Below are 12,233 nucleotides of genomic sequence, written 5' to 3' on the forward strand. Positions count from 1 at the left end.
CGCGCGCGCGCGGCGGCCCGACAGCTTTCGGCAGGCGGACCGGAATTCGACATCTCCAGGGTTCGTGATGTGAGCCCTGACGCACGCGCAGCGGAGCACTGGCAGACTTATGTGTCGCGACTGGAGGCCCAAGCGGGAATCATCGTCGCCCAACAAACGGTGAGGGGCGGACATTTCTATATTTCCGGCCTGAGAGACCCGCAGGCCGCCGACCCGCAGGCTCTGCTGTCCGGAACAGGGGTCGATCCTGCTCGCGTTCATTCGCTGTGGCAATTCTATCAAAGCCTTGATCCGAAGTTCGTGCTGAAGCGGCTGATGGCGTCGCTGACGCCGCCGGATTCAGTACGACTTTCGATCATCAGGGATCGCATCGTTGCCCAGGGTGAGGCTCCTGCCGCATGGATAGATCGGGCGCGGGTCGCCGCCCAAGAGCTGTCCGCGGATGGACTCTCTCTAGAAATCTCCGAATTGCGTGAGTTGACCCCTCCGGAACTCACTCATTTGAGGGAAGCTATTCAATCGGTCGACATTTTCTTCGATTCTGGCAAGGCTGTACCGGGACCAGAGCAACTGCCGGTTCTCGACAAACTGGCTAATCAGTTGAAAGAATTGGCCAAGGACGCCCGCAAGGCAGGCGTAACAGCACAGTTCATGTTGACCGGCCATTCGGACGAGACGGGCCGTGAAACGGCCAAGTTGTCGATCAGCGCCGCGCGCGCGGAAACAGTTCGTGCGCTTCTCAAGAAGCGCGGCGTCGATCCGGAATTGCTCTTGGTTCGCGGCGCAGGCACCTTTGAGCCAGCGGAGACTGAAAATAGCCCAACCGGGAGCTCGGCCAATCGCAGAGTTTCGGTTACGGTAAACTTCCACTAGGGCGGAGCCCAGGATATTGCAAAAGAAGATCTGCATGTTGGGCGGGTTCGCTGTCGGAAAGACGAGTCTGGTTCGCAGGTTTGTGCAAAGCATCTTTTCAGAAACCTACTTGACCACCGTGGGAGTGAAAATCGACAAGAAGAGTGTCGTATTCCCTGACAAGACCGTGGATCTGATTTTGTGGGATTTGGCCGGCGAAGACGATATCGGCTCATTCCGCGTCAGCTATGTGCGAGGTGCGAGCGGGCTCATGCTTGTCGTCGATGGAACACGCGCTGCTACTCTTGCCGTAGCGCTCACGTTGCGCGAGCGGGCCGAGGCCGAATTCGGCGCTATGCCGTTTGTATTGCTGTTCAACAAATCCGATCTGGCCGATCGGTGGGCAATATCGGACAGTGAAATTGACGAACTGAGGCAACTTGGCTGGCAAATCTATCTAACAAGTGCGCTTTCGGGTGAACATGTTGATGATGCATTTCGTCAGCTTGCTTCGATGATCAGCAAATAAACCATGCATGTCTTACCAAGAGAAGTCAGAGGCTGGATTTACGATTTCTTCTACAACGAGCGCTCCGTCGCATATCTGAAAATCGACGCCCAGCTTTGCATAGCTGCGAAGGGCGGTAACGTTAAACATTACGGACTCTCATCACTTCGTATTGGTAAGCCTGTTGCCGAGCAGCTTGAATTCATGGAAGGTTTGCTGCCCTGCCCTGAGCTTCCATATCGTATGGCCATGGTCGAACTGCCCAGCGGGCGGGTGGCGGACCTCCATCTTTTTGCTGACAATGCCTGCGTGTGGCTGCTCTTTCTTGACGCCACTGCCGAACGCGACAACAGGCAGCGGCTTCAACAGAAGGCTTATGAAATGACACTCCTGCAAGAGAGGGAGCGTCAACTCAACGAGAAATTACAATCGATGAACGAGGCGTTGAGGGCGAGCCAAGAGGGATTGTCGCGTGAATACCAGCGCGCCGAAGCCCTACTCCTCAATATTCTTCCGGCGTCGATCGCGGAGCGGTTAAAAGCGGACGAACAAATTGCAGACAACCATGCTGACGTGAGTGTCCTTTTTGCCGACATCGTCGGCTTTACGGAAAGAGCGCGGAGCGTCGGAGCCGTGACGACGCTCGCTATTCTAAATTACTTCTTCAAGGCGGCGGATCTGCTCTCGGAGCAATACGGCTGCGAAAAGATCAAGACAATCGGCGATTGTGTGATGGTGGTCGCTGGCCTGCCCGCCGAGCGACCCGATCATGCGGAAGCCCTTGCGCACTATGCAGTTGAACTGCGGAAGGCGGTCAAGCGCGAACGCTTCGCCGGAGAACCGATAAGACTCAGAATTGGAATTCACTCAGGACCAATCGTGGCAGGCGTCATAGGCAAAAGGCGGTTTGCCTATGACCTATGGGGCGACACCGTCAATCTCGCCGCACGTATCCAAACGTCCGCGGAGCCCGATGAAATCCGTATTTCGGATTCAACTCACAAACTGCTTGGACCAAATTTTGCTTGCGACCCACTCGCGGAAACGGAATTGCGTGGCACAGGTCGTGTGCGAATGTGGCGCCTTCCGGGGGAAATCGGATCCTGATATCTGACGTCGCCATCGTTCTTCCCTGCACGGTCATGCGCCCAGTTTCCATCACATAGCGCCTCGGTCGGCGATGCCCACCGCGGCATACGCGTTCTGGCCTGGGGTACCCTGGTGCCGGGTGTTTTACGCCCAGCATCGCGGATGCCCAGTTCATAGAACGGCTGAAGGCTGGGCCTAGGTCGGAATGCCCTCCCCCGGCGGCTAAGTAGACACCGCCAAGTACCCGGCGTAACGGTCTGGGTCGCAACGATGACGTCTTGCACGGCAACATCGGTTTCTTCAAGGTGGGGCAACGACGGACATAGATGTCGTTGCTTGCCGATCTGATCGGAAGGTTACACACGATGCCACGCATGATTCGACGATTGGGAGCCAGGAACCTGGCGCGCCTGGCACGGCGTGTCGGAGACCTGACTGCGATGTTTGCCCTGATTGCCAGACCGCTCGTCGTTGGGATCGCCGTTTTTTTGGCTGGTCAGGCGCAGGCGCAGGCGCCGGCGACCGTCCCGCCTGAAAGGGTCAAACAGCTGTTCGAGCTTCTCGACGATCCCTCAGTAAAGGCCTGGGTGGCCGAACAGCGAAATCAGGACGCCGGGTCAACGGGAGCGCCTGCCGAGAGGGGAGCTTCGCCGGCCAACGTATCGTCCGGTGCCGTGGCTGCACCCGGCCAGATGAATACGATGGCATCCTCGATGCTCGATCGGATCAGGCACCATATCGAAAGAATCATGCGAACTTTGCCCCTGCTGTCAGGCCAGTTCGCGCGCGTTCGGGCAGAGATGATGCAGGATATGTCCAGCAAAGGGTCTGCCGGCGTATTTGTGCTGATTGCGATGTTCATCGCTGCCGGCCTGGCACTCACTTGGGCAACGTACAGGTTCACCCGTCCATTTCGCCTTTGGATTATCGCGCAACCGAAGGATACGCCCATTGGGCGCGCCAAGAAGATTGGTGGTCGCGCGCTTTATTCCAGCATGCTTATCGTCTCTTTCGCACTGGGCAGCGCCGGCGCGTTCATGTTGTTCGACTGGCCAATGCTTATCCGCGAGATCGTACTGACATTTCTGATGGCGGCAGTCGTTACATGGGGTGTGCGCATGTACGTCATGGCCATGCTCGTCCCTTCCTTCATGAGCGTCGAGAACGCCGTCGAGGTTCGTGCTTTGCCGATCACCAACGAAGCGGCTGACCATTGGTCCTATTGGCTGCCCCGGATCGTCGGCGTCTTCGCCTTCTTCGGCGCCGCGTTTATCCTCTTGCCAGGTCTCGGCATCGATCAGGATGGAATGATGGTCCTGTCACTGGGCGCCGATTTCGTGCTGCTGTTGCTCCTGCTGCTCGCCATTTGGCGTCGGCCAAGAACGCAGCGAGACGATGCGCGCCATATCGGTCACACGGAAGCGACATGGCTATTGACTGCTTATTTCGTCGTCCTGTTCCTGCAGCGCATCGCCGGCCTTTATGTATACTTCTGGTTTACCTTCGCCGCATTCTTCCTGCCTTTGGCAATCGTGATGGCGCAGCGCGGGGTCAATTTCGTCCTTCGGCCAGGTTCGGAAGATGTCGGCCGGCCTACGATCCCGGCGGTGACGATCGCTGTCATCGATCGCGGAATCCGAATGATTTTCATCGTGGCGGCGGCTTACCTTCTCGCACGTGTCTGGGGTCTGGACATGCAATCCATGCGGGGCAGCGATACGACGACGACGTTCATATTGCGCGGCTTGATCAATGTCGTGGTCATTGTCCTCGCAGCCGATTTCGGCTGGTCGATCATCAAAGCTTTGATCGAACGAAAGCTGGGCATCGAAACACCGCACCCAGTGATCAGCGACGAGGACGTGCCGGTCGTCGATCCGCAGCAGGCGCGGCTCCACACGCTCTTGCCGATCCTCCAGAACATTCTGCTCGCATCGATCATCGTGATGGCGGTGCTTATGATGCTCGCCTCGCTGGGTATCCAGATCGGCCCATTGATCGCCGGCGCCGGCGTCGTCGGCGTCGCCGTGGGCTTTGGCGCACAAACCATCGTCAAGGACGTCATTTCAGGCGTGTTTTTTCTGCTCGATGATGCGTTTCGTGTTGGCGAATACATTTCATCGGGCAATTACAAGGGTACTGTGGAAAGCTTTTCGCTGCGCTCGGTGAAGCTGCGCCACCATCGTGGTCCGTTGTTCACGATACCTTTCGGTGAACTCGGGGCAGTCCAGAACCAGAGCCGTGACTGGGTTATCGACAAATTCAACATCACCGTTGGTTATGACACCGATATCGACTTCGCTCGCAAGCTGATCAAGCGGATCGGGCTCGAACTGGCGGAAGATCCCGAGTTCAAACACTGGGTGCTCGACCCGATCAAGATGCAGGGCGTACAGGAGTTCGGCGAATACGGCATCGTATTGAGGGTCAAGGCGACAACCAGACCGGGAGGAGCCTTCGGTATGAAACGCAAATTCTATGTACGCCTCCGCCAAGTCTTCAAGGAGCAGGGCATCGAGCTCCCATTTCCGACTGTCCAGGTTCAGGGGCTACATGGGGCAGAGAATGGGCCGTTGGAGATCACGCCCGAGCTGAAAATGGCCGTCGCGCAGTCGCACACTATTCGGCGCAGAAGAAAGGCTAGCACCACGGAGTAGCCGACACAGCGCCATCGCTACCTGCCGCGCGTCAGTCACGCGATAAGGACAGTCCCGCGAGAAGCGGCGCGTACGCGGCGAGCCTGCGGGATACGAACTCCGTGAAGAGCCGCACGCGCTTCGTCTTGCGTGTCTCCCCCTGCGTGAGAAGCCAGAGCGTTCCATGCATGTGCAAGTCGGTGCCCGGCACCCTCACCAGTAGGGGGTCGGCATCGCCAACGAAGCACGGCAGTGTGGTCATCCCGAGCCCTTGCCGTACAGCAGCGATCTGCGCCTCGCCGTCCGTAGTCCTGAATGGAACCCCTGTGGTGCGAACCTCGCCATCGCTGGCCCAATCCGGGATGCCATGAATGCTTATGACGATCCACCGGATAGGATCAGGCGCGCCCGCACGCCACGCGGCTAGTCGATCGCGGGACATGTAGACGCCGCCGAACAGCACCGGCCCCTTCAGGCCGTGAAGATTGAGCGGCAGGGTTTTGCGCTCGTAGACGACGCGGATCGCGACGTCGGCCTCTCGGTTGGTCAGATTTGCCAGCTCGCCGGACGACAAGATTTCCATCTCAATGTCCGGATGCAGACGCGCGAAATCGGCGAAGTCCGGCATGAGCAGGTGTGTCGCGAGAGGCGGCGCCAGCGTCACCCGCAGAAGCCCGCGCACGCTCTGGTCGCGCCCGAGGACGCGCGTCTCCAGCTGGTGCGACGACGCCTCCATCTGGTTCGCGAGCTCGATGACCTCCTCGCCCGCAGCCGTCAGGCGGTAGCCCGAAGGCAGCTTTTCGAACATCTGCGCCCCGAGGCGTTCCTCGAGCTGAGCGATGCGTCGCAGCACGGTCGAGTGATTCACCCCGAGGCGCCCGGCGGCAGCCCGCACCGAGCCTCCGCGCGCCACGGCAAGAAAGTAGCGAACGTCATCCCAGTCGATCATGGTGCAATCCGGCACCGCGCGGTGCACCTTCCACAGCCCGTATCCAACACATCGAACAGCATCTCGTTGTTGGTAACACAGGCAGTCACCATAGCCTATGCCAGCAAGTGCGGCCCAATTCTGAAGGGCCGACACCGATCGTCGCGGCTGGCGTCAGTGGTCCAGCCGGATCGATTTCGCACCACCGATGTGCGCGTTTCCGCACTCAACAACTGATGCCGGCGGACCCATTTCGAGGCTCTCCGGGGCAGATGCTGTCCCGACACCACGAAAGGAGAAGTCATGGGAAAGCTCGAGGGTAAGGTAGCAGTCATCACGGGTGGATCGAGCGGCATGGCGCTGGCGACCGCCAAGCGGTTCGTTGAAGAAGGCGCCTATGTTTTCATTACGGGCCGTCGGCAGGAAGCGCTCGACGAGGCCATCAGGCTGATCGGCCGGAACGTGACCGGCGTGCGCGGCGATGCGGCCAATCTCGACGACCTCGACCGCCTTTTCGATACAGTCAAGCGGGAAAAGGGCAAGATCGACGTCCTGTATGCGAGCGCCGGCACAGGCGAAGCCGTCCCACTCGGCGAGATTACCGAGCAGCATTTCGATGCGACGTTCAGCCTGAATACGCGCGGCACGCTGTTCACGGTGCAAAAGGCGTTGCCGCTGTTCAACGATGGCGGATCGATCTTCATGACCGGATCAGTTGCTTCACTGAAAGGTTTTCCTGGTTACAGCGTGTATGCGGCGAGCAAGGCGGCGTTGCACGCATTCGCACGCGGGTGGCTCAACGAGCTGAAGGGCAGGAATATCCGGGTGAACGTGCTGCACCCGGGGCCGATCGCCACACCGATGCAGGACCAGGTTCTCACCGAGGAGGCGAAGCAGATGTTCGAATCCTTGATCCCACGGGGAAAGATGGGTCATCCTGAGGAAATTGCGGCGGCCGCGCTGTTTCTTGCTTCTGACGATTCGAGCTTCGTGAATGGGCTGGAGTTGTCTGTCGACGGCGGCTTCTCGGCCATCTGAAATCGCGCCGGATCGCGGGAAGTAGCACAGTCCATGGTGGAACGACTTCCGCGTTGAACGGTCAGTCCGGCCACGCGGAAGTCGTTCAGGGCAGGAGGCCTAGCCGAAGGTCGCCACGCAGCGAAACGGTAACCCAGCGCCGTTCGGAGGCCCCGGAATCAATATCAACACGGATCGGAGAAGTATTATGAGCTATGCGATTGTAGGATTCGGTAAGATAGGCCAGGCCCTCGCCCACGCCTTGGCCCGTAAAAACATCGACGTGACCGTCGCGAGCCGCCGGCCGCCCGAGGCGTTGGCGCCGCAGGCTCGGGCGATTGGACCCACGGTCGTCGCCAAGTCGCTGCGGGATGCGCTCGAGGCCGACATTATCATCTTGGCGGTCCCGTTCGGGGAGCATCGCGAGGTTGCGAAGACCTTGCCGAGTTGGGAAGGCAAGACAGTCATCGACGCGACGAACGCGTTTCCAGTGCCTGAAGAGCTGGACGGTCTCCCGTCCTCCGCCTTCGTCGCGAAGGCGTTCACCGGCGCCAAGCTCGTCAAAGGGTTCAATCACCTGATCGCGGCCACCCTGGCTGCCGATCCGATCGTCGAGGGCGGCCACCGGGTCGTCTTTCTGTCGAGCGACGACGAGGACGCGATCGCTCCCGTGGCGGCCTTGGCCAAACAACTCGGGTTCGCACCCGTCAAGCTGGGCAAGCTCAACGAGGGTGGCGCGCTGGTGCACGCACGCGGCCGCACTTGGGGCCAGCTGATCTTCCAGGACCTGTTCAAGAAGGAGCAGTAGTCGATCTACGACCGTGTGATCGACCCCGAGAACTGGTCGCGCGCGCTAACTTCTTCGAGCAGCGCGCGACCGAATATTTGAAGGCCACAAGTCGCGAAGGTTGGGGTGGGCCTGACGGCGTATGGGCGCCGTTCGAAGAGCGGGGAGACTCTCGATAACGTCGGGATAGAGGGTGCCCTGCGCCAGGAAATCGGCGCCGCCGAGCTTCTCGGCCTCCTCCTCGAACTTCGATGAACAGCCGGCCGATGGTCTTGCGCTTCTTTTCGAGGTCCGACTCCCCCTCGAGCTCGCTGATAAAACGGTCCGAAGCATCGACCAGGATCAGCGGCAGATTGTAATGCTGGCGAAACATTTCCACGACGCCGGTCGCCTCGTCCTTGCGCATCAGCCCGTGGTCGACGAGGATGCAGGTGAGCTGGTCGCCGACCGCCTCGTGGATCAGCAGGGCTGCAACCGAGGAATCGACGCCGCCCGACAATGCGCAGATCAGCTGGCGCACGCTTTGAAATTCAACTCACACTGGTCGTCGGGTTTCCCCAAGGACTCACGCGAGATCGACGTTTTCAGCCGTAAAATTTTACCGTACTTTGTCCATCCATCGTCTTTGACAACTTGGCTTGCCGATGGCGAAAGTCAGCCGCATCTTTATTGAAAGAACTCCTTCGAAGACCGTGTTGCGGCCCCGGCGAACAAACGATGAAAGGCAACTCCCATGACCAAGAAATACACAGCTCAGTGCGCTTGCGGCGCCGTGAAGTTCGCGTTCGACACGGACCCGGATTTTATTGCTGCCTGCCATTGCCTGGACTGCAAGAAAGCTTCCGGCGGCGAGATGGCGGTGTGGTTCGGCGTCCCGGAAGAGGATTTTACTCTATTGAGCGGCGCATCGAAAGCGTTTCACTATGTCGCTGACTCGGGCAAAGGACTCGACCGGAATTTTTGCCCCGAATGTGCGGCGCGACTCTATACCAGCAACCTGGAAAGCTTTCCCGGGCTTGTCTTCGTACAAGCGGGAAGCCTCGATCGTCCGGAACTGATCGAGCCAAAGCTGGAGATGTTCACCAAGCGTCGCCTAAAGTGGGTGAAGCCGCTCGACATCCCGCAATTCACCGACATGCCGAACTGAACGGCCACTTGTAAAAGTCTGGACAGCTTACGGCCCCAATAAGATACTGTGGCAGGTGAACCCTGCCGCCTGTCGAGCCCCCAATGCACAAGACCTTTCAGTCATTGAGCATCCGTCAGGCGACCTGGCTCGAGCTGTTCTTCGATCTTGTGTTCGTCGCCGTCATCGGCGTGATGGCGCATGGACTGGCCCACACCGACCACGGAGAAATCCACAACGAGCAGTTGATCTCTTTCTTTCTTGTTGTCGTACCCGTCTGGTGGGTTTGGGCCGGGCACACGATGTTTGCCAACCGGTATGACATCGACAGCGTTTGGCAGCGGCTCTGCGCCATTACGATAATGGCCCTCGTCCTTGTCCTGTCGCTATTCATCAAAGATGCTCAAGGGAGCGGATATCACGGATTTCTCCTCACCTATCTGGCGATGCAAGCCGTCCTGGCGGCCGCCTACTTCACCGTACCAACGACGACACCCGCCGGGAACGCGTTGGCGCGAGGTACTGGAATTGCAATTTTTGTGGGCATGGCCATCAGCGCGACCTCTCTGCTGATCGCCTGGCAATGGAAGTTCACCCTGCTCTATGCTGGGATCGTGGTCCAATTGCTCCTGATGGTCCGTCTGAACGATAAGGCACGCGCATTCCCGGTCCACCGCAAGCACCTGATCGAACGCATCGGGCTTTTCGCGATCATCGTGCTCGGAGAAACCGTGATCAGCATTGTCGGGTCGTTTACCGCCCGCGAGGACTATGACATTTTCGACGCGATCGCGGCGGCCGCGGGCTTCCTGTTGATCGTCCAAATCTGGTGGATCTATTTCGGCGCGCTCTAACTGCTGGAACGCGCAAACCGGATCCAGTCCGGCCTGCTTGTGATGGTGTCCCACCTACTCTTGTACGTGGGCATCATTTTCATGGCCAATCTGACGGGCCATGCGATCAATGGCGATCTTAACCTTCAAACGTTCTCAATGCTTGGGGTGACGGGATCAGTGCTGTTTTATCTCGGCAAGCAGATACTTTATCTCGTGGCCTATCCGCCGCTCCGCGTGGCAAATGTCGTGAACACGCTTACCTGCATTGAGATTACCGTGATCGCGACATTCCTTCCTCGGGCGGAGTACTCGCTGCTCATGATGTGCTTTGGGATGTTCGTGTATGTCCAGCTCAATCTCTGGTGGACGATCCCATTGCACAACGTCGACGCTTATACTGCGGCGGAGGAAACGGCTTGAGCGCTGGCGCTGCGGCCATCGCTCCAGGCGATTGAAATCGGCGAACGTCACGCGGCCAATGCCATCCCATTCTGCCTACTCCCACTCAATCATCAATTAAGTCCATATCTGCCTGTTTTAGCTATTAAATTTATTGACATGGCCAAATAATACCGTCAAGAATACCGTCAGATTCTTACGCTGTTGAAAAGACTGAAACAATGTGGTCGCCGTCGCGGTATGCACACCTTTGACTGCATTATTTACGAGCTGCCATTCGGCGGGGTCAACGTCGGAGTTCACAGACCATAAGGCAAGGACGGTCTTTGCTCATGCTCGACAGCCCTAGGTCGAGTAGACGAGCGGCTGTATAGCGGCAATGGGCTGGCAGGAGATAGGTCTCGTGCCGCATCACCCTGTGGATCCTCGGTCGACCAAAGCTTCGCATTCTCATCTCTGCTCGTGCCGATGTCTCCCAATCGGCCATGCGTATAGGAACACGACTTTCGATTCTGTCCTCAACTCTTCGACTCACTTTGAGTAACAACGTCACGCCGGTCCTACATTTCTGACGCCATTTGCCGCAATGCGGCCAGTAAGAGCTGCGCCCGTTCGCGATTTCCGAGCGCCGCCTTGTTTGCTCGACTCCGCGCTCCAGGCGCTCGAAGGTGAACGCGTAGGCGTCGCCATGCCGGACGACCAGATAAGGCCGCGACAGCCAGACAGCGTTCGAGCTTGGCTATTGACGGATTGGTGTCAGTTGGAACGATCTCGTTCAACCTTCGGCAATCTGCAAGGTCCATTTTTCCGCTCCCGTCGAGGCCGATTGGCGGCAGGATCGCCTAGGTGCGCCTCGTGATTGGGCCACAAGTGGGTTCGACGTAAATAGGGCGTCAAACCGCCCTTGGCGCGGAAGCGCGAGTGGCATTATAAAATGGCTTTCGCCCCGTCTGTACGTAGCTGATGTGATGTGGCCACAAGTTTTGACGTGGTTCAATTGGCAAGTCATTGATGCCTGAAATCTTTCGGTGCTAGCTCCAGCTCGTAGTATGGAAGGCAGGTCGGCCTCTTTGCAAGCGGCGGCGCCGCGTCAATCACGAAACACCAGGCCCGCATCTTTGCCGCCCGATGGTCCATGAAATCCCTTCACCGCTTACAGCTCCGCGTGGATTGGCGAGCGCTTCGGGGGTCGCCTGCTGGCTGAGGATAGATTGCGCCACGTCGCCGCCAGCATTGAGTGCCGGCGAAAATTCCGATCGAGAGAAGAAAGGGCAGCACGCACACGCCGACGCGCACCACTCGATTGCGCAAATTAGGCCGTGAGCAGCATTGTTGAAGACGAAACCGTTCATCAGACCCGAGCGCCGACTACGACATCGTGCCCGCCCAGTTCCGGGTGATTGTCACCCGCCGACCGAAGTATGCGTGTCGGGCCTGCGAAGAGGTGGTCGTGCAGGCGCCAGCGCCGGCACGTCTCGTCGAAGGCGGCACCGATGTCGTCCACCGTGAGCTCGCTCGAGAGTCTGATCAGCACGTCGAGCGATTGCGCCTGGCAATCCTGAAGCAAGGCGCTCGCAATTTGCTTGTTCGATGGGCGACCCAAACCGAGGAGACATCGTCCTCAGAAAGACATTCCGATGTGCTCTGCCCTGCCGAAGCGATGAACGCTCGTTGCGACCCCAAGTGGATGCGGCCGACTGCTCTGCCGTTAATTTCACATAATTTCACATTCCAAATAAGACACAAAAATCAGCCAGCGCTTACGGCCGAAACGCTCGCTTAGGCATTGAGATGCGCCGTAATGGGGCCAGGCTTCCGTGCCGATTCCAAATCTTTTGGCTCTTCGGCCGTCCGCTCATCCGTCTTGACTAGTACGAACCTACAGCCTATCTCACAGCCACGTTAGCACTCCCCGCTAGCGAGTGCTAACCGGGCTCCGGCAACGGAGAACCTTTCAACCTCCGCACCAGGGATATCCAAAATGGCAAAGTCGAATTTCCGGCCGCTGCATGACCGCGTGGTCGTTCGTCGGGTCGAATCCGAATCCAAGACCGC

10 protein-coding genes and 3 pseudogenes are annotated in these 12,233 nt (G+C 58.5%); 11 read left to right on the forward strand and 2 right to left on the reverse strand.

Annotation, left to right across the window (positions count from 1 at the left end):
- The 4 genes from AC0L2P_RS09445 to AC0L2P_RS09460 form a co-directional block, all read left to right on the forward strand.
- Positions 1–873: OmpA family protein (locus AC0L2P_RS09445; RefSeq protein ID WP_473500959.1), on the forward strand; the 873-nt coding region annotated here is incomplete at its 5' end.
- 16 nt (positions 874–889) lie between these two features.
- Positions 890–1,381: a Rab family GTPase gene (locus AC0L2P_RS09450; protein ID WP_473500960.1), complete on the forward strand. Its 492-nt coding sequence runs from the start codon at positions 890–892 to the stop codon at positions 1,379–1,381.
- 3 nt (positions 1,382–1,384) lie between these two features.
- Positions 1,385–2,467, forward strand: coding sequence for an adenylate/guanylate cyclase domain-containing protein (locus tag AC0L2P_RS09455; RefSeq protein ID WP_473500961.1), 1,083 nt, complete (start codon positions 1,385–1,387; stop codon positions 2,465–2,467).
- A 308-nt stretch (positions 2,468–2,775) separates the two neighbouring features.
- The gene (locus tag AC0L2P_RS09460; protein WP_473500962.1) at positions 2,776–5,106 is read left to right on the forward strand and encodes a mechanosensitive ion channel family protein; all 2,331 of its coding nucleotides are present in this window, start codon (positions 2,776–2,778) and stop codon (positions 5,104–5,106) included.
- A 31-nt stretch (positions 5,107–5,137) separates the two neighbouring features.
- Here AC0L2P_RS09460 and AC0L2P_RS09465 read toward each other — a convergent pair whose 3' ends face one another.
- On the reverse strand, positions 5,138–6,034 hold the full coding sequence (locus tag AC0L2P_RS09465; protein ID WP_473500963.1) for a LysR family transcriptional regulator: 897 nt from the start codon (positions 6,032–6,034) through the stop codon (positions 5,138–5,140).
- Positions 6,035–6,316: 282 nt separating this feature from the next.
- On the opposite strand from AC0L2P_RS09465, the gene AC0L2P_RS09470 reads away from it, so the two are divergent.
- Positions 6,317–7,051, forward strand: coding sequence for an SDR family NAD(P)-dependent oxidoreductase (locus AC0L2P_RS09470; protein ID WP_473500964.1), 735 nt, complete (start codon positions 6,317–6,319; stop codon positions 7,049–7,051).
- A 187-nt stretch (positions 7,052–7,238) separates the two neighbouring features.
- On the forward strand, positions 7,239–7,838 hold the full coding sequence (locus tag AC0L2P_RS09475; protein ID WP_473500965.1) for an NADPH-dependent F420 reductase: 600 nt from the start codon (positions 7,239–7,241) through the stop codon (positions 7,836–7,838).
- Between the two features lie 87 nt (positions 7,839–7,925).
- Here AC0L2P_RS09475 and AC0L2P_RS09480 read toward each other — a convergent pair.
- Positions 7,926–8,331, reverse strand: a pseudogene (locus AC0L2P_RS09480) (glutamine-hydrolyzing GMP synthase); the annotation flags it as partial.
- 219 nt (positions 8,332–8,550) lie between these two features.
- On the opposite strand from AC0L2P_RS09480, the gene AC0L2P_RS09485 reads away from it, so the two are divergent.
- The 5 genes and pseudogenes from AC0L2P_RS09485 to AC0L2P_RS09505 all read left to right on the forward strand — a co-directional run.
- Positions 8,551–8,964, forward strand: coding sequence for a GFA family protein (locus AC0L2P_RS09485; protein ID WP_473500966.1), 414 nt, complete (start codon positions 8,551–8,553; stop codon positions 8,962–8,964).
- An 83-nt stretch (positions 8,965–9,047) separates the two neighbouring features.
- A complete protein-coding gene (locus AC0L2P_RS09490; protein ID WP_473500967.1) occupies positions 9,048–9,797 on the forward strand; it encodes a low temperature requirement protein A in 750 nt (249 codons plus the stop codon).
- An 81-nt stretch (positions 9,798–9,878) separates the two neighbouring features.
- Entirely contained in the window at positions 9,879–10,199 is a 321-nt protein-coding gene (locus AC0L2P_RS09495) for a hypothetical protein (protein ID WP_473500968.1), read from the forward strand.
- 1,351 nt (positions 10,200–11,550) lie between these two features.
- A pseudogene (locus AC0L2P_RS09500) lies at positions 11,551–11,667 on the forward strand (IS66 family transposase zinc-finger binding domain-containing protein); the annotation flags it as partial.
- A 492-nt stretch (positions 11,668–12,159) separates the two neighbouring features.
- Positions 12,160–12,233 (forward strand): annotated as a pseudogene (locus AC0L2P_RS09505) (co-chaperone GroES); the annotation flags it as partial.

This window comes from Mesorhizobium sp. WSM4836, assembly GCF_055811815.1.